The sequence below is a fragment of the Paractinoplanes rishiriensis genome, from assembly GCF_016862375.1.
GTDB lineage: Bacteria > Actinomycetota > Actinomycetes > Mycobacteriales > Micromonosporaceae > Actinoplanes > Actinoplanes rishiriensis.
The window spans coordinates 1-16,664 of sequence record NZ_BOMV01000002.1; the positions used below are offsets into that span (position 1 = coordinate 1).

General features: G+C 72.7%; 14 protein-coding genes and 2 pseudogenes. 10 read left to right on the forward strand and 6 right to left on the reverse strand.

The features are described 5' to 3' along the window. A pseudogene (locus Ari01nite_RS01525) lies at window positions 1–533 on the forward strand (hypothetical protein); the annotation flags it as partial. A gap of 101 nt (window positions 534–634) precedes the next feature. Here the strand turns inward: Ari01nite_RS01525 and fgd are convergent. Both fgd and Ari01nite_RS01535 read right to left on the reverse strand, forming a co-directional pair. Next, the gene (gene fgd / locus Ari01nite_RS01530) at window positions 635–1,636 is read right to left on the reverse strand and encodes a glucose-6-phosphate dehydrogenase (coenzyme-F420) (protein ID WP_203778698.1); all 1,002 of its coding nucleotides are present in this window, start codon (window positions 1,634–1,636) and stop codon (window positions 635–637) included. A gap of 9 nt (window positions 1,637–1,645) precedes the next feature. Beyond that, window positions 1,646–3,439 carry a sigma-70 family RNA polymerase sigma factor gene (locus Ari01nite_RS01535; protein WP_203778699.1) on the reverse strand — a complete coding sequence of 598 codons (1,794 nt, stop codon included), beginning with the start codon at window positions 3,437–3,439 and terminating at the stop codon, window positions 1,646–1,648. Window positions 3,440–3,566: 127 nt separating this feature from the next. Here Ari01nite_RS01535 and Ari01nite_RS01540 point away from each other — a divergent pair, with 127 nt between their 5' ends. The 4 genes from Ari01nite_RS01540 (at window position 3,567) to Ari01nite_RS01555 (ending at window position 6,628) form a co-directional block, all read left to right on the forward strand. Further along, on the forward strand, window positions 3,567–3,962 hold the full coding sequence (locus Ari01nite_RS01540) for an ATP-binding protein (RefSeq protein WP_203778700.1): 396 nt from the start codon (window positions 3,567–3,569) through the stop codon (window positions 3,960–3,962). A gap of 78 nt (window positions 3,963–4,040) precedes the next feature. Beyond that, window positions 4,041–5,192: a PP2C family protein-serine/threonine phosphatase gene (locus Ari01nite_RS01545; RefSeq protein WP_203778701.1), complete on the forward strand. Its 1,152-nt coding sequence runs from the start codon at window positions 4,041–4,043 to the stop codon at window positions 5,190–5,192. 71 nt (window positions 5,193–5,263) lie between these two features. After that, window positions 5,264–5,731 (forward strand): MarR family winged helix-turn-helix transcriptional regulator, encoded by a 468-nt coding sequence (locus Ari01nite_RS01550; protein WP_203778702.1) that lies wholly within the window; start codon window positions 5,264–5,266, stop codon window positions 5,729–5,731. 15 nt (window positions 5,732–5,746) lie between these two features. Further along, the gene (locus Ari01nite_RS01555) at window positions 5,747–6,628 is read left to right on the forward strand and encodes an LLM class flavin-dependent oxidoreductase (protein ID WP_203778703.1); all 882 of its coding nucleotides are present in this window, start codon (window positions 5,747–5,749) and stop codon (window positions 6,626–6,628) included. 80 nt (window positions 6,629–6,708) lie between these two features. On the opposite strand, the gene Ari01nite_RS01560 is transcribed toward Ari01nite_RS01555, so the two are convergent. Further along, complete coding sequence (locus tag Ari01nite_RS01560) at window positions 6,709–7,047, reverse strand: histone-like nucleoid-structuring protein Lsr2 (protein WP_203778704.1); 339 nt, start codon at window positions 7,045–7,047, stop codon at window positions 6,709–6,711. 198 nt (window positions 7,048–7,245) lie between these two features. Between Ari01nite_RS01560 and Ari01nite_RS01565 the strand changes: the two genes are divergently transcribed. After that, the gene (locus tag Ari01nite_RS01565) at window positions 7,246–7,674 is read left to right on the forward strand and encodes a hypothetical protein (protein WP_203778705.1); all 429 of its coding nucleotides are present in this window, start codon (window positions 7,246–7,248) and stop codon (window positions 7,672–7,674) included. Further along, entirely contained in the window at window positions 7,674–8,945 is a 1,272-nt protein-coding gene (locus Ari01nite_RS01570) for a D-alanyl-D-alanine carboxypeptidase family protein (protein ID WP_203778712.1), read from the forward strand. The genes Ari01nite_RS01565 and Ari01nite_RS01570 overlap by 1 nt, the downstream gene beginning before the upstream one ends. On the opposite strand, the gene Ari01nite_RS01575 is transcribed toward Ari01nite_RS01570, so the two are convergent. Then, the gene (locus tag Ari01nite_RS01575; protein ID WP_203778706.1) at window positions 8,938–9,435 is read right to left on the reverse strand and encodes a DUF456 domain-containing protein; all 498 of its coding nucleotides are present in this window, start codon (window positions 9,433–9,435) and stop codon (window positions 8,938–8,940) included. The genes Ari01nite_RS01570 and Ari01nite_RS01575 overlap by 8 nt on opposite strands. A gap of 208 nt (window positions 9,436–9,643) precedes the next feature. Here Ari01nite_RS01575 and Ari01nite_RS01580 point away from each other — a divergent pair, with 208 nt between their 5' ends. Next, a complete protein-coding gene (locus Ari01nite_RS01580; protein WP_203778707.1) occupies window positions 9,644–10,573 on the forward strand; it encodes a sigma-70 family RNA polymerase sigma factor in 930 nt (309 codons plus the stop codon). 49 nt (window positions 10,574–10,622) lie between these two features. Here the strand turns inward: Ari01nite_RS01580 and Ari01nite_RS01585 are convergent, their stop codons facing one another. Beyond that, a complete protein-coding gene (locus Ari01nite_RS01585) occupies window positions 10,623–12,947 on the reverse strand; it encodes a HelD family protein (RefSeq protein WP_203778708.1) in 2,325 nt (774 codons plus the stop codon). 183 nt (window positions 12,948–13,130) lie between these two features. Here Ari01nite_RS01585 and Ari01nite_RS01590 point away from each other — a divergent pair, with 183 nt between their 5' ends. Further along, a complete protein-coding gene (locus Ari01nite_RS01590) occupies window positions 13,131–13,643 on the forward strand; it encodes a hypothetical protein (protein ID WP_203778709.1) in 513 nt (170 codons plus the stop codon). A 59-nt stretch (window positions 13,644–13,702) separates the two neighbouring features. Here Ari01nite_RS01590 and Ari01nite_RS01595 read toward each other — a convergent pair whose 3' ends face one another. Next, on the reverse strand, window positions 13,703–14,551 hold the full coding sequence (locus tag Ari01nite_RS01595; protein WP_203778710.1) for a sigma-70 family RNA polymerase sigma factor: 849 nt from the start codon (window positions 14,549–14,551) through the stop codon (window positions 13,703–13,705). Between the two features lie 241 nt (window positions 14,552–14,792). Between Ari01nite_RS01595 and Ari01nite_RS01600 the strand changes: the two are divergent. Continuing rightward, window positions 14,793–16,196 (forward strand): annotated as a pseudogene (locus Ari01nite_RS01600) (DEAD/DEAH box helicase); the annotation flags it as partial. Between the last annotated feature and the right edge of the window lie 468 nt (window positions 16,197–16,664).

Below are 16,664 nucleotides of genomic sequence, written 5' to 3' on the forward strand. Positions count from 1 at the left end.
CCGGCCATCCCGAGCATGCCGGCCATCCCGAGCATGCCGGCCATCCCGAGCACGCCGGCCATCCCGAGCACGCCGGCCATCCCGAGCACGCCGCGTCGGATCCGGCCGCAACCGCCACGGCCGACCTGACCGCCGAACCGTGGCCGACGACCGACGACAAGAGCGGCCAGCCGATCTGGGCCCCGCCGCGCCGCCGCCCGATGCCCGCGGCCGACCTGTGGCGCGACGGCGAGAACCGCACCCCGCACCTGTCGGCCCGCTCCAGCGACAACGCAAAGCCGCAGGCCTGGCGCCCCAGCCACGGCGACCGCTCCGACGTGAAGCCGCGCTCGGCCGACGACAGCCGCCCGGACACGTCCGCGGCCCGGCACCTGCCGCCCCAGTCCCGGCGCGAGGTGGGCGTCAACCGCCGCCACCTCGAGGGCTACCGCAACCGCCCCGACCTGCGCCTGATCAACGGCGAGGGCACCGGCAACCGCCGCACCGGCAGCGGCCGCCTCCGCCCCGTCCCCCGAGACAACCCCAGCACCTGACCCCGCCCTGGCACCCGACCCCGCCCTGGCACCCGACCCCGCCCCCGCAGATCACCGACACAGAGCGCGCCGCAGACAGAGCGCCGCCTCACACGAGCGGCCTACCCGCGCTCCCGCAACCGCGGCAGAATCTCCCCCGCATACAGCCGAAGGAACCGATCCTGGTCCGGCCCAGGCGCGTGGAAAACCAGGTGCTTGAAGCCCATGTCCAGATACTCCGCCACCTTGGCCGCATGTTCCGCCGGATCGGACGACACGATCCAGCGCGTCACCGTCCGCTCCACCGGCAGCGCGTCCGCCCGCCGCTGCATCTCGATCGGGTCCTCCACGCCGGTCTTCTCCTCCGGCGACAGGGCCAGCGCACCCCAGTACCGGGTGTCCTCCCGGGCCCGCGCCAGATCTTCGTCGAACGACACCTTGACCTCGATCATCAGGTCCAGGTCGTCATCAAGCTTGCGGCCCGCCTTTTCCGCTCCCTCGCGCACCGCGGGCAGCAAGGTGTCCGTGTAGAGCCCGTGCCCCTTGCCGCTGGTGGTGATGAAGCCGTCGGCGATCCGCCCGGCCAGCCGGGTCGCGGCCGGGCCGGACGCACCGATGTAGATCGGCACCGGCGTTTCCGGCTTGTCGTAGATGGTGGCGTCGACGGTTCGGTAGAACTGGCCCTCGTGGGTCACCCGGTCCGAGGTCCACAGCTTCTGGATCAGCAGGACCGCCTCCTTGAGCCGGGCGAAGCGTTCCTTGCCGTCCGGCCAGGTGGCGCCCAGCGGCACCTCGTTGAGTGACTCGCCCGAGCCGACGCCCAGCACGACCCGGCCGGGAGCCAGGCAGCCGAGGGTGGCGAACGCCTGGGCCACCACCGCGGGGTGGTAGCGGAATGTCGGGGTCAGCACGCTGGTGCCGATCAGCACGCGTTCGGTGCGGGCGGCCAGCGCGCCCAGCCAGGGCAGGGCCGCGGGAGCATGGCCGCCGTCGTGGCGCCACGGCTGGAGGTGGTCGCTGATGAAGACCGAGTCGAAGCCCAGTTGTTCCGCCTGCTCGCCGTACCCGAGAAGCTCTGCCGGCGGGAACTGTTCCGCCGAGGCCTTGTACCCGAACCGAATCATGAACGAACCCTAACCCGCCGCGCGGTACGCCTTGCCCGCCGCTGTGGGGGAATCTCCGTCCAGGTAGAGGCCGTAGTCGCGGCTGTCGCCGACGGCCGGCAGGGCGAACCACGCATACCGCTCCACGTACGACCGGCTCTCCAGGCCCTTCGTGCTGCCCTTGATGAAAGCGACCTCCTGGGCCGCGGTCGGGTACTTCGGCGTTCCGGAGAAGTTCATCAGGCCGTACTCGGTCACCCAGATCGGTTTGCCGTATTTGCGGTGCACCGCGTCGACGTAGCCGAGGAACTGCCCGACCGCCGCGTCGCTGAAGTCCGAGCCGTACCAGTGCAGCGTGATGAAGTCGACCCGCAGGCCCCGCGCCGAGGCCCCGGCCATGAACCGCTCCAGCCAGCCGCCCGATTTGTCCGCGCCGAAGGCGACCGCCGGGCTGCCGAGCCGCATCTCCGTCGAGGCCAGCCGGGGCCAGGCCGCCAGCGCGTCGTCGACGCTCATGTTCGCCTGCCCGGCCAGGTCCGGCTCGTTGAAGCCGAGCAGCACGTCGCCCTCGCGCTCGGCCTGGGCGAGGGTGCCGTCGGTGACGTTCGCCTTTCCCCAGATCATCGGCACGAACTCGACCCCGGCCGGTCCGGGCACGTCGTCGTTGTGCGGCGCCCAGTTGTAATACCACCCGGCGCCGACGTCGGCGAGCGCCGCCTTGAGACCGGTGAACTTCCAGACGCTGACGCCCTTCTTCTCCGAGGTTCTCGCGCTGGGCGCGGCCGGAGCGCTGGGCGTCGTTTTAAAAGCAGAGGGGGTACGCGAGGACGGGGCCGACGGCGACGCGGTTTGAGCCGGACGACTCGTCGGCGGCGGCGCGGCGACCACGGCTGCCGGAGCGGGCGGCGGGTCGGCCTGCCGGTAGACGACCACCGCCGCCGCCCCGCCGGCCACCGTGGTGGTGGACAGCGCCGCGGTCAGCACCTTGCGGGACAGGCTGAAGCCGATCTTGGCGACCAGCTGGGCGGCACCGCCGGTGGCCGCCTTGGTCACCACGACCTGGCCGGCCAGCGACGCCGGTATCGGCACCAGCGCCAGGCCGGCCAGCAGCCGCTCGGCCGCGACCAGCCCGTCCCAGGCGGGCGCGCAGACCCGGCAGTCCCGGGTGTGCCGGGCGATCCGCTTGCGCCACAGCGGCCCGGGCCGCCCGTCCCACGGCACGGTGAGCAGGCGCAGGTCGGGGCAGGACGGCTGGGCGGCGAGCGCCCGCACCACCACCCGGGCCGTCTCCAGCTGGGCCTTCATCCGCTGGATCCGCACCGCGGCGTGCTGCCGGGACACGTCGGTGGCCGCCACGATCTCGTCCCGGGTCAGCTCGCCGGACGCCTCCAGCCACCACAGCGAGAGGAGTTCCCGGTTGTCCTCGTCGAGCCAGCGGGTCGCCTCGGCGGTCTCGCGGCGCTGCCCGGACAGTTCGAGCCGGGTGATCGCCAGGTCGGTGAAGTCGGCGCCGGGATCGCGGACGTCCTCGTGCACCAGCCCCTCCGGAGCGCCCCGCCGGGACCGGTACCGCTCGCGCACCTGACGCACCGTGATGGCCACCAGCCACGACCGGAACGACTCGGGTTCGCGCAGGTCACCGAGGTTGCGCAGGACCCGCAGCATGACGTCCTGCACCACGTCGTCGACGTCCGCGTGCCCCTCCAGGGCCCGTCCCACGATCGTGTAGACCAGCGGCAGGTAACCCGCGACGAGCCGGTCGACGGCGGCCGGGTCGCCGGCCCGGGCCGCGATGACCGTCGGGATATCGGGTTGGTCGGCCATGTTCCTACCTCTCGGTCTCCGTTGCTGGGGATGGAGACCAGCGAGCCGTCCCTGGATAACACGTTTTCCGGCGTGACCCGGATGACCGAGTGGATTAACCGGCGCCGTCGCCGGGCACAGATATCCCATGCGTATGACAGTCCGGCTCGATCTTCCGCGTGAGGCGGGGAGCATCCCCGCCGTTCGCCGGCTGCTGCGCTGCGCCCTCACCGTCCTGCACGTGGACCATCCGTCCCGGGACGACCTCGAGATCGCCATCACCGAGGCTTGCACCAACGTGGTGAAGCACGCCTCCGGAGCCGAGAGCTTCGAGGTTCGTCTCGACGTGGCGGATGACCACTGCGCGATCGACGTGTGCGACGACGGGGACGGCTTCGACCCCGACGCGTGCGCCGGGACGCCCGAGGCGAGCAGCGAGCGCGGCCGCGGACTCTTGTTGATCAAAGCGCTCGGCGAGAACGTACGGATGCACTCCGTGCCCCGCCGCGGGAGTCTCATCCACTTCGAGAAGTCGTTCGCCTAGGCCTGTCAGCCGCACCGGGAGCAAGGCCACTATCATGCTTGCTCTCCGGCAACTATTGCCTGTGCGAAAGGAGATCGAGTGTCCGACGGCCCGGCATCTGTCGGCGCCCTGCTGCGAGCGGCGCCGCCCGATCGCCTTCCCGAGGTCACCGCCCAGCACCTGCGCGACCGTTATCCGGTCGCGCGGACCGAGATCCTGCTCGGCGATCTCGCGATGACCGGCCTGTGGCCCGTCCTCGACCCCGAGGGACCGGCCGGCGGCCCGCTCGAGCAGCGCTGCTTCGGCAGCCAGCAGCCGGTCGTCGACGGCCGGCCCGACGGCACGGCCCGGGTGCTGGTTCCGCTCACCGTCTGGGGTGACCGGCTCGGCGTGCTGCGGGTGGAAACCGCGCAGCCGGCCGGCCCGGACCTCACCGCGGAACTTTCCGGCCTGGCCGGCGAGCTGGCCATGGCGCTGCGCACCGCCGACCGGGACACCGACCGCTATCACCTGGTGCGCCGCCGGCAGCGACTCACCATGGCCGCCGAGCTCCAGTGGGACCTGCTGCCCGGCCGCTCGCTGAGCGGCGAGCGGTTCCGGCTGGCCGGGGGGCTGGAACCGGCGTACGCCGTCTACGGCGACCACTACGACTGGGCGGTCACCGGCGACAGGCTCACCCTCACCGTGCTCAACGGGCACGGCGACGGCATCGAGGCCACCCTGCTCACCGCCGTGGCGGTCAACGCCATGCGCAACGCCCGGCGCTCCGGCGCGGGCATCGTGGAGCAGGCCGAACTCGCCTCGGACGCGGTGTGGTCCCGGTACGGCGGCAACGCGCACGCGGCCACCCTGCTGCTCGAGATCGACCTGACCGACGGCGGCGTGGAGGCGGTCGACGCCGGCTCACCGCGCGCCATGATCGCCCACGACGGCGACATCCGTCCGGTCACCCTCGAACAGCAGTTGCCGCTCGGCATGTTCGGCGACACCCGGTACGAGACCCAGAAATTCCAGCTGCAGCCGGGCGACCGGTTGCTGGTGGCCAGCGACGGCGTGCACGCGGCGGCGCCCGGCGGCCGGGTCCCGTACGGGCAGACCGCCCTGATCACGGCGTTGCGGCGGACCCGTCTGCAGCCGCCACCGGAGGCCGTGCAGACGGTCATCCGCGGGCTGCGGGACTACCACGACGGCCTCGACGCCGACGACGACGCGGTCCTGGTCTGCTTGGATTGGCTCCGGCAACCGGCATGATTCAGGGACCGAGCGGGTAGAGGGCAGCTCGGCACGATGCATTTGGTGTTTGCAGACGGGACACATCGGACATGGACGATCGGGTCACCGACGTCGCGGCGGCCGTCGAGTCGGCGGTCGACTCGATCGTGTCCGTGCTCGACGCCGCCCGGCTGTCCCACTCCCCCGCGATCCCGCCGGCCCAGCTGCGCGTTCTCACGATCATCGCGGGTAACCGGCACACCAACATGAGCCGGCTGGCCGAGGCACTCGACGTGGTGCCGTCGTCGGCGAGCCGGCTCTGTGACCGGCTGGAGGCCACCGGGCTGCTGCGCCGGGTGCCCGACCCGCGCGACCGCCGCGAGGTCCGGCTGCTGCTCACCGCCGCGTCCAAGCGCCTGCTCGAGCATTTGCGCGAGCGCCGCCGGGACGCGCTTGCCGAGGTGCTCGGCCGGATGCCGGCGCCGGCCCAGCAGGAGCTGGTGCGCGCGCTCGAGGCGTTCGCCGAGGCCGCCGGGGACGACCGCACCGGAGCGGACGACGGGCTGCGTACCGCCTGAGGTAATTTCCCTCAGATGCGCATCGGCATCGTGATTCTTCCCGACGAACGCTGGTCCGTGGCCGGCCGGCGCTGGCAGCGCGCCGAGCAGTACGGCTTCGACCACGCCTGGACCTACGACCACCTCGGCTGGCGTGACCTGGTGGACGGCCCGTGGTTCGACGCGGTGCCGACGCTCACCGCCGCCGCCATGGTGACCCGCCGGATCCGGCTGGGCACGTTCGTGGCCTCGCCGAACTTCCGGCATCCCGTGCACTTCGCCCGCGAGGTGACCGCGCTGGACGACATCTCCGAGGGCCGGCTGCTACTCGGCCTGGGCGCCGGCGGCATCGGTTTCGACTCGGCCGTGCTGGGCCGCCCGGAACTCACCCCCGGCCAGCGAGTGGACCGCTTCGCCGAGTTCCTGGAACTGTTCGGCACGATCCTCACCAGCCCGACGACCACCTGGCGCGGCGAATACTTCGCGGCCGTGGACGCGCGCAGCACCCCCGGCCCGTGCCAGCGGCCCCGGCCGCCGTTCGTGGTGGCCGCGAACGGCCCGCGCGCGCTGCGCCTGGCCGCCCGGCACGGCGACGGCTGGGTCACCACCGGCACCCGGTTCGCCGACACCGCGGAGGCGTGGTGGCGCTCGGTGGCCGAGGTCGCGGAACGCTTCGACGCAGCACTCGACGCAGCCGGCCGCGCACCCGGCGAGGTCACGCGTTACCTGACCCTGGACGCGTGCCCGGTCTATTCACTGTCCAGCGTGGAAGCCTTCGAGGACGCGGTGCAGCGGGCCGCCGCCCTCGGCTTCACCGACGCCATCACCCATTGGCCGCGCGCCTCAAGTTGGTACGCCGGTGACGAAAAAACTCTCGATTCGGTAGCCGCCCGCCTGCCCCGACTACGCGCCATCTGAACCGCCTCGCACCGCACCCGCGATCACCGAAACCACCGGTTACAAGGCGATCGCCGCGGTGCGAAGCGCAGCCAGCTCAGCTATCGGGCTCGGTAGGCGTCGGTGACGCTCTGCGGAATGCGACCGCGCTCGGAAATCTGGTGTCCGTTCGCCACCGCCCACTCGCGGATCAGCCGGTTCTCGTCGCGGGAACCGGCAGTGCGGCCCGCGACGGCGCGGCGGGCCGGGATCCGGCCGGCGCCGCGGCCGAGCCGGGTGCCCGCGTTGATGTACGGATCCAGTGCCTTGCGCAGCTTCCCGGCATTGGCCTCGGAAAGGTCGATCGTGTAGTTAATACCGTCGAGGCTGAACTCGACTGTGCGGTCCGCCTTCTTTCCGTCCAGATCGTCGATCAGAGTAGTGATAACTTGCCGCGCCATAATGTCTCCCGAGAGATTCCGCCCGACCGCGCCCAAGTGTTGCTCGAAAGTGCCTGCGCGCGCAACTCATCGGCCGAGAAAGCGCAATTCTTTCTCCCGGCGACGGGTCCGTTATTCAAATGGTGGTACGGCATTCGCGCGAATCGGCGGGAAAACCCGGCTGGCCGCGGCCGGTCTGGATCACTTAGGGTCGCAGGCATGGACGAGCAGTCGGCGTGGCACGAGCAACGCCGGCGGGCCGTCGACGGGCACGCCGCCGCGCTGGCGGCCAGCCGGGCCGCCGAGGCCCGCGAGGCCGCCGCACTGCTGGCCGACTTCGTGCGACGGGCCGCCGAGCGCGGCCTGCCACCACATCCCCTGTCGGCCCGCAGCTTCGGCGGCGGCGCCACGTACCGCACCCGTGTCCGCGGGTGGTATCTGAAGTCGAACCGCTCGGTCGCCGTCGGCGCCGACGGGGCGTACTACGTTCTCACCGTTCCGGCCTCGCTGCGCGCCCGGCTCACCGGCGCCGACCTGTCGCCCAGCACGCCCCGGCTGATCGTCGGCGCGGGTGGCGGTGACGGCGAGACCATACCCCTTGCCCAGTTGCTCGATCAGCGACTCGAAGCGGGAGTCTCCTGGCCTTGATCCGCAGCACCCCTCGCCGTCTGGCGGCGGCCCTCACCGTCGCCTTGTTCCTTCCGCTCGCGACCCCGACCGCGAGCCTTGCGGCTGCCCCTGAGGTGCCCTGCCCGAAGCCCGACGTGGCGAAGCCGAAAAACATCCCGGCCCGCCCCGTCCCGCCACCGGACAACCCGGTGAACAGCGCGGTGGGCGGTGACGCGCTGGCCACCCACGGGTTGATCGTCCCGGCCGGGGCCAGGAAGCCACCACCGGTGACCGCCACCACCTGGCTGGTCGCCGACCTGGACACCGGCGAGGTGCTGGGCGGCTGCGGCCCGCACGTCTACCAGACCCCGGCCAGCGTGCAGAAGACGCTGCTGGCCGCCGCGGTGATCGGCGACCTCGATCCGAAACAGCAGATGACCGTCCAGCGCAGCGACCTCGAGATCGAGCCGGGCAGTTCGGCGGTCGGCCTGGTGGTCGGCGGGAAATACCAGATCTCCACGCTGTGGCTGGGCCTGCTGCTCAACTCGGGCAACGACGCGGCCAACGCCCTGGCCCGGCTGGCCGGTGGCGGCGGCGCCGACGGCGTGGCCAAGACGGTCGCCCGGATGAACGCCGAGGCGCAGCGGATCGGCGCGTTCCAGACCCGCGCCGTCACCCCGTCCGGCCTCGACGGCCGGGGCCAGTTCACCAGCTCGTACGACCTCGCCCTGATCGCCCGGGTGGCGTTCGCCAACCCGGACTTCCGCCGGTACGTGCTCGCCCGGAACGCCCAGATGCCGGCGCAGCCGCACCTGAAGAAGAAGGGCTTCCAGTTCCAGAACGAGAACCGGCTGCTCTACAACTACCCGGGCGCGCTGGGCGGCAAGACCGGGTTCACCACGCTGGCCCGGCACAGCTACGTGGGCGCCGCCGAGCGCAACGGCCGCCGGCTGGTGGTCACCCTGCTCGGCGCCGAGGCCCGTCCGCTGCGCGGCTGGCAGCAGGGCGCGGCACTGCTGGACTGGGGCTTCGCGCTGCCCAGGGACGCGTCGGTCGGCAAGCTGATCTCGCCCGAGGAGGTGGCGGCCGAGTCCGGCACCGCGACCGGGACGACCCGCTTGGAAAAGGCGGCGCCGCAGGCCGCACCGGCGATCCGGCCGCCCGCCGGGCCGGGCATGCTGACCGTGGCCGCGGCCGCGACCATGGCGATCGTGCTGACCGGCACCCCGCTGCTCCTGCTGCTGACCCAGCGCCGCCGCCGGCGCCCGGTCCGCCGGCCGAGCCGCGCACCGGTCCGGCCGGTCAGGTGACGATCAGGCCGAACACCCAGATCACCAGCACCGCGAGGGCCGCGGTGAACTCGATCAGCATGGCCATCCCGGCCGCGCCGAGCGCCTCCTTGGTCGACGGCCAGGCCTGACCCGGCCCGAGGCGGGCGCGCTCGACCAGGAAGACGCCGAGCACGAAGCCGAGGATCAGGCCCACCACCGGCACCACGAAGAAGCCGACGAGCCCGAGCAGGCCGCCGGCCAGCAGCGCCGAGTTGGGCACGCCGGCCGCCTTGAGCCGCTTGCCCGGGATCAGGTATTTGATCAGGGCGCCCAGGCCGGCCACCAGGGTGGCCACCGCGAGCACCGCCCAGCGCCCGGCCCCGGCGTCGCCGAGCAGCGCCCAGAACAGCACCCCGGCCCAGCTGAGCAGCAGGCCCGGCAGCACCGGGATCACCACGCCGAGCACGCCCAGCACGATCGCGATCCCGGCGATGACGTTGACGGCCGCGCCGGTGTCGGTCAGATCCATGCGCCGAGGATGCCCTACGCCCACAAACCTCAACCCGGGCACCCCTCGGCCGATCACATGGCCACGTCCTCTAAGCAGCGGATTGCAGAGCAACCGGTACGCACCCGCACGGGACCGGAACGGGCAACCCTGGTCGCCCAAAGTTCTCCCTGTCAGCCGGTGAGCCCCTGATCAGGGGCCCGCCGACAACAACCGGGGGGATAGAAACATGACCAGCACCGTGACGACCGTTGCCGACCTCGCTGCCGACACCGCCGCCGCCGTGACGGTGCTCTCCGCCGCCGAGCAGGAGGAGCTGATCCGCACCCACATGCCGCTCGTCGGCCACCTGGTGCGCGACATGCTCACCCGCATCCCCAACCACATCCACCGCGACGACCTCACCAGCGCCGGCCTGCACGCCCTGGTGACCGCGGCGCGCGGCTGGGACCCGGACCGCGGCATCCCGTTCCACCGCTTCGCCAGCACCCGCATCCGCGGCGCCATCCTGGACGAGCTGCGCTCGCTGGACTGGGCGACCCGTTCGGTGCGTACCAAGGCCCGCGCCACCGACACCACCCGCCAGCACCTGACCACCACGCTGGGCCGTACGCCCACCGCCGACGAGCTGGCCCAGGCGCTCGGCACCACCACGGGCGACCTGCAGCAGACCGACACCGACGTGCAGCGCGCCACCGTACTGTCGCTGCAGGGCTTCACCACCAGCAGCGCCGACGACCTGGTCACCGAGAAGAACCCGGGCCCGGAGGACATGCTGATCCGCCGCGAGCAGATCGGCTACCTGCACCACGCCATCGAGTCGCTGCCGGAGCGCCTGCAGACCGTCATCACCGAGTACTTCCTGCACGAGCGCCCGATGGCCGACATCGCCGCCGACCTGGGCGTCACCGAGAGCCGGATCAGCCAGCTGCGGGCCGAGGCGCTGTCGCTGCTCAAGGACGGCCTGAACACGCACCTGAACCCGGAGCTCGCCCCGGTGCCGGACAACCCGGAGAGCATCACCGCCCGCCGCCGGCAGAACTACTACGCCAACATCGCCACCACCACGTCGATGCACGGCCGGCTGGCGATGACCAACGCGAACGGCCACACCGCGTACGGTGTCGGCGCCATGCGTCCCACGGCCGCGGCCGCGTAACGACCGACCGAGGGGTCCGGCAACTGCCGGACCCCTCGTCGTCGGATCCTCAGCCGGCCAGCGCGGTGAGCACCTTGGGCAGGTCGCCGGTGTGCAGCACGCCCAACCGCCGGGTGGCCCGGGTGACCGCCACGTAGAGGTCGGACAGGCCGCGCGGGCTCTCCGCGATGATCACGTCCGGCTCGACCACGATGACGGCGTCGAACTCGAGGCCCTTGGCCTGCCGGACCGTCATCAGGACCACCTGGTTGAGCAGGTCGGGCTGCTCGCCGGCGGCCGCACCGGGCACCGCCTCGACGAGGTGCCGGCCCAGTTCCGGCTCGAGCGCCTCGGGCACCAGCACCCCGACCCGGCCGTCGCCGGCTTCGGCGGCCTCCAGGCGTACGGCTGCAATGATCTCCGCGGGAAGCGCGGCCGGCGGCACCCGGAGGGACCACGGCGCCACGCCGGCCGACCGCACCGACCGGGGCGGCTGCAGCGCCGGGTCGACGGCCGCCAGCACGTCCGCGGCCACCGCCATCACCTCGGCCGGCGTGCGGTAGTTGACGGTCAGCTCGACCAGGTTCCAGCGCTGCCCCACATAGGGCTCGAAGACCTGCTCCCAGCCGGTGGTGCCGGCCAGCTCGGAGGTCTGCGCCACGTCACCCACCACGGTCATCGACCGGCTCGGGCAGCGGCGCATCAGCAGCCGCCAGGCCAGCGGGGACAGCTCCTGCGCCTCGTCGATGATCACGTGCCCGAAGACCCAGGTGCGGTCGGCCGCCGCCCGCTCCGCCGCGGTCCGGGTGTCGATCACCTCGTGCCGCTCGGCGAACGCGCTCGCGTCCACCACGTCGATCGCGGAGAGTATCTCCTCCTCGGAGTCGTCCTCGAAGTCGAGCGACCGGGAGCCCTCGACGATCTCCAGCACACCCTCGGCGTATTCGATCGCCTCGCGGCGCTCGCGGGCCGCGGTCCGGGCCTTGAGCGTGTCGTCGACACCGAGCAGTTCGGCCAGTTCGTCGAGCAGCGGCACGTCGGCCGGGGTCCAGGCGGCGTCGTGCTCGCGCAGCAACAGGGCGCGTTCCTCGCCGGTGAGGTCGCCGGCCGCGGCGGCCAGCCGCTCGGGGTCGGCGAGCAGCTCGCGCAGCACCCGGCGCGGGGTGAGCACCGGCCAGAACTCGAACAGCGCCTGCTGCACGTCCACGTCCTCGCGCAGCTCGCGCCGGGTCTCGGCCAGGTCGGACTCGGACAGCAGATTGTCGCCGCCGAGCGGGTCAGCGCCGATCTTGTCGGCGATGGCCAGCGACAGCGCGTGGATCGCCTCGGTCACGAACAGCTGCCGGGCCACGTTGTGCGGGCGGCCGGACCGGCGGGCCACCGCCCGGGCGTCCTCCAGCATCGCCCGCTCGATGCGCAGCGGGTAGCCGTCGTGGTCGACCTCGACGTGGTCGTCGGGCACGGTCTGCCAGTCGGCCACCGCGCGCTCCAGCACCGTGAGCATGGCGAGGCGGCCCTTGACCGCGGCGGCGGCCGGCCGCTCGACGGCCCGGGCGCGGACTCCCGGGTACATGTCACCGAGGGTGGCCAGCAGCACGCCGGTCTCGGCCAGCGACGGCAGCACCTGGGAGATGTAGCGCAGGAAGGTGGGGTTCGGGCCGAGGATCAGCACGCCCTGCTTGGTCAGCTGGGAGCGGTACGTGTAGAGCAGGTAGGCCGCCCGGTGCAGCGCCACCGCGGTCTTGCCGGTGCCCGGGCCGCCCTGCACGACGAGCGCGCCGTTGAGCCCGGCCCGGATCACCGCGTCCTGTTCGGCCTGGATGGTCTCGACGATGTCGCGCATCCGGCCGGTGCGGTTCGCGGTGAGCGCCGACAACAGCGCCGCCTCGCCGGTCACGTCCTCGCGGCCGCCGGTCGCGCCGGCCTCGAGGTCGAGCACCTCGTCGTCGATGCCGGTGAGCGTCCGGCCGCGGGTGCGCAGATGGCGGCGGCGCTTCACCCCGTCCGGTGACACCGCGGTCGCCAGATAGAAGGACCGGGCCGCGGGTGCCCGCCAGTCGATCAGCAACGGGTCGCGACCATGTTCCGGAGCGGCGAGCCCGAGTCGCCCGATATACCGCGGTTCCCCGGCGGTGAAATCGAGCCGCCCGAAACACAAACCGTTCTCCACGGCATTCATCTGCGCCAGTTGTTCGGCGTAGTGACTCCGGGTGGCCTCGCGCTGGGTGCGGCCCTGCGGGGTGCCGCCGGCCTCCAGCAGAATCGCACGAAGCCGCTGGTCGGCCTGGTCACGCAGGTGGTCCAGCCGCTCGTAGAGGGTGGTGAGGTACGCCTGTTCGGAACTGAGGTCGTCCGCGGCGGAGCTTGACAAAGCCACTCCCCTTAGTGTTATCATTCCGCAGTCGGCGACCTTTACAGGTCGCCTTTTTTGTTGCTCGGCAAACGCTCAGATTAGCGCATCGACGGCCGTGCCCCAACCGGTGTAGCGCAGGTAACGGTTCCGGGCCGAAGTGTCAGCAATCCGTCAATGTCTCCGGCGAGCCGTTACGCACAACGGCCGATCGGAATTAACCCCGGCATGACCCACAACCACCCGATCCGACGTCTCGGCGCGCTGGCCCTCATCGCGACCGCCGCCCTCACCCTGACCACGGCCTGCTCCGGCGACGACGAGGAGCCGGCCGGCAACGCCGCCGCGGCCGCCGGTGGTCCCGAGCCCAAGTCCGTCGAGGGCGCCAAGGCTGCCGCGCAGACGGTGTTCGACCGCTTCGCGGGCGGCGACTTCGCCGGAGCCTGGGACATGTACACCGCGGCCGGCAAGCAGGCGATCAGCAAGGACGACTACGTCAAGCTGAACCAGGCATGCTCCCGCAAGGGCCTCGCGATCCAGCTCACCAGCGCGCGGATGGAGGGCGCCGACCGCGCCATCGTGATCGCCAAGCAGCTGGTGGCGGCCCAGTCGTACACGATGGTGTACGAGGGCAACGCGTGGAAGCTGGAGCCCGCCAAGGAGGGGCTCGCGCTCTACAAGCTGGGCGCCGCCAAGGCCATCGCCGCCCAGAAGAAGGCCGGCACCTGCGCCGGTCAGTGACCTTCGCACAGCACGGTGCCCGCCGCGTCAACAGTCGCGGCGGGCACCGTCAGGTGTGCTCAGGCGGCCACCGGCAGGCCGTCCGGTCCGGTCAGGGCCAGCCGGGTGTGCAGCGTGCCGCGCACCGCGATCTGGTCGTAGTAGGCCGTCCGCCGCCGGGCCACGCAGCCCTCTTTGGCCGGGACCTGCGCGGCCAGGGCCGGGTCGAGGTGCGTGTTGAGACCGTCGCGCAGCAGGCTGAGGGCCTCGGCACGCAGCTGCGACACGCGGGACTCGGTAACGCCCAGCTCGTCGGCGATCTTGGCCATCGGCCGCTCTTCGAAGAAGTAGCCCTGCACCACGGCGCGCAGCCGCTCCGGCAGCGCGTCGACCGCGTGCCGCAGGTAGCCGAGCCGCTCCCGGCGGATCAGCATCTCCTCGGGGCCGGCGCTGGGCTCGGTCACCATGTCGTCGGCGCCGGCCGTGGCGAAGCCCTGGAGGCTGAACACCACGGCGCGATGCACGTCGTCGTCGGCGCTCTCGATGTCCTCGACGCGGCAGCCGAGCCGGTCCGCGACCTCCTGGACGGTGGGGGTGCGGCCCAGCTCGGCAGTCAGTTCCTGGCGCGCCGTGTCGGTGCGGCGGGCCCGCTGGCGCACCGAGCGGCTGGCCCAGTCGAGGCCACGCAGCTCGTCCAGCAGGGCACCGCGTACCCGGGCCGCGGCGAACCGGGCGAACGGGACACCACGGCTGGCGTCGAAGCCACGGGCCGCGTGCACCAGCGCCGCGTAGCCGGCCGACATCAGGTCGTCCCGGTTGACGTGTGCCGGCACCCGGGCGAGCATCTCGCGCACCAGGTGGCCGACCAGCGCCATGTGGTCCTGAACGACGTCTTCGCGACGGCGTTCTTCGGCTGGGGCACCGCTCATGGGGGGTCTCCTCGCGTTGCCGCCCGGAGCGGGGGAGTTTCCCGGGCACTGAGGAGAAACGGTGATCGGCGTTGAGTGCTAAGCAGGTCCCCTTCGGGTGCAGGACGGTTGTTTGCTGCAGCGGGTATGCTTGATCACGCGGTTTGACACCGCCCTCGGATCGGCCACCTCAGCGCCCTGGCTGCGCACACCGTCTGCGCCGGGCCGCCGGTCCCCCTCGACACTGGGAGTTTCCACCCGTATGACGACCTTCACCGAGTTCGGCGTGCCCGCCGTCCTGACCGCGGCACTGGCCGACCTCGGCATCACCACACCCTTCCCGATTCAGGCCGCGACCCTGCCAGACTCCCTGGCCGGCCGGGACGTGCTCGGCCGCGGCCGCACCGGTTCCGGCAAGACGTACGCGTTCGCGCTGCCGGTGCTGACCCGCCTGGCCGCTTCCCGGTCGCCGCGCCGTCCCGGCCGCCCACGCGCGCTGATCCTGGCGCCCACCCGCGAGCTGGCCGCCCAGATCGACGCGTCGCTCGCCCCGCTGGCCGCCAAGCTCGGCCTGCGCACCCTCGTGGTGTTCGGCGGCGTCGGCGCCGGCCCGCAGATCAACGGCCTCCGCCAGGGCGTCGACGTGCTGGTGGCCTGCCCCGGCCGGCTGGACGACCACCTGCGCAACGGCCACGCCTCGCTGGACGCCGTGGAGATCACCGTCCTGGACGAGGCCGACCACATGGCCGACCTGGGCTTCCTGCCGGTGGTCCGCCGCCTGCTCGAACAGACCCCGCGCGACGGCCAGCGGCTGCTCTTCTCGGCCACCCTGGACAACGGCGTCGACGTGCTGGTCAAGCGCTTCATGCGCAAGCCGGTCACGCACGCGGTCGACGCGGCGGCCGAGGCACCGGTCGAGATGTCACACCACGTCCTGCACGTCCGGGGCGACGACCGCTTCGGCGTGCTCGTCGACCTGCTGTCCGCCCCCGGCCGCACGGTGGTCTTCACCCGCACCAAGCGGCGCGCCAAGGTCCTCACCCGCCAGCTGATCGCGGCCGGCGTCCCCGCCGTCGAACTGCACGGCAACCTGGCCCAGAACGCCCGCAACCGCAACCTGGCGGCATTCTCCGAGGGCAGCGCCGAAACCCTGGTGGCCACCGACATCGCGGCCCGCGGCATTCACGTCGACGACGTGGCCCTGGTGATCCACGCCGACCCACCGGTGGAACACAAGGCATACCTGCACCGCTCCGGCCGCACCGCCCGCGCCGGCGCCCAGGGCACGGTGATCACCCTGATGACCGACGACCAGCAGGCCGAGGTCCGCGACCTGACCCGCCGCGCCGGCGTCCGCCCGACCACGAGCCGCACCCGCCCGGGCGACCCGCTGCTGTCCCGCCTGGCCCCCGGCGAACGCACTTTCGTCACGCCCCCGCCGGCCGGCGAGCCGGCCGCGGGCCGCCGAGGCCGGGGCCGAGGCCGCGCCGCCACCGCTCCGTCCACCGCCGCGCCCGCCACCACCGGCCGCCGGGGCGGCGCCCAACCGACCGAATCCGCTTCCGCCGCCCGTCGCGGCGGCGCACAGCCGACCGAATCCGCATCCGCCGCCCGTCGCGGCGGCGCACAGCCGGCCCAGGCCGGGCCCGCGCGCCGGACCGGTCAGCCGTCCGCCGAGGCCGGCGGCGCCGACCACCGCAACGCGGCCGGCGGCAAGCGTCCCCGCCGCGGTGCCCGCCCGGCCGAGGCCCGGCAGGGCGGGGAGGCCGCCGCTTCCGGCCGCCGCCGCGGTTCGGGCCACGGCACCGAGCCGGCCCGCCCCGGCACCGCCCGCCACGAGCAGGGCGGCACGGGTCGCGCCCGCCGCGGTTCCGGCCAGCCCCGCACCGGCTCCACCCCGGTCCACACGAGCCAGTCCGGCGGCGCCGCCGCCTTCTCGTCCAGCACCCGGGCCGGCCGCCGCTCCGCCCGATAACCCGGAGGCCTTGCCACTCCCCGACGCCACTCCCCGACGCTGCTCCCCGACGCCACTCCCCGACCCGCGACCTTGGCAGATCGACAACCGCACCGGCGGTGCCTACGCCAAGATCTCGGGGGATGCGGACAGTCGGCTTCCGCCCTGCGCGACCTTGGC

Excerpts from the sequence above, each read along its gene's own strand:
- Ari01nite_RS01575 (WP_203778706.1), bottom strand. The coding sequence starts at position 9,435 with ATGGATCTGACCGACACCGGCGCGGCCGTCAACGTCATCGCCGGGATC.
- Ari01nite_RS01540 (WP_203778700.1), top strand. The coding sequence starts at position 3,567 with ATGCGTATGACAGTCCGGCTCGATCTTCCGCGTGAGGCGGGGAGCATC.
- Ari01nite_RS01555 (WP_203778703.1), top strand. The coding sequence starts at position 5,747 with ATGCGCATCGGCATCGTGATTCTTCCCGACGAACGCTGGTCCGTGGCC.
- Ari01nite_RS01550 (WP_203778702.1), top strand. The coding sequence starts at position 5,264 with ATGGACGATCGGGTCACCGACGTCGCGGCGGCCGTCGAGTCGGCGGTC.
- Ari01nite_RS01585 (WP_203778708.1), bottom strand. The coding sequence starts at position 12,947 with ATGATAACACTAAGGGGAGTGGCTTTGTCAAGCTCCGCCGCGGACGAC.
- Ari01nite_RS01560 (WP_203778704.1), bottom strand. The coding sequence starts at position 7,047 with ATGGCGCGGCAAGTTATCACTACTCTGATCGACGATCTGGACGGAAAG.
- Ari01nite_RS01535 (WP_203778699.1), bottom strand. The coding sequence starts at position 3,439 with ATGGCCGACCAACCCGATATCCCGACGGTCATCGCGGCCCGGGCCGGC.
- fgd (WP_203778698.1), bottom strand. The coding sequence starts at position 1,636 with ATGATTCGGTTCGGGTACAAGGCCTCGGCGGAACAGTTCCCGCCGGCA.
- Ari01nite_RS01565 (WP_203778705.1), top strand. The coding sequence starts at position 7,246 with ATGGACGAGCAGTCGGCGTGGCACGAGCAACGCCGGCGGGCCGTCGAC.
- Ari01nite_RS01590 (WP_203778709.1), top strand. The coding sequence starts at position 13,131 with ATGACCCACAACCACCCGATCCGACGTCTCGGCGCGCTGGCCCTCATC.
- Ari01nite_RS01595 (WP_203778710.1), bottom strand. The coding sequence starts at position 14,551 with ATGAGCGGTGCCCCAGCCGAAGAACGCCGTCGCGAAGACGTCGTTCAG.
- Ari01nite_RS01580 (WP_203778707.1), top strand. The coding sequence starts at position 9,644 with ATGACCAGCACCGTGACGACCGTTGCCGACCTCGCTGCCGACACCGCC.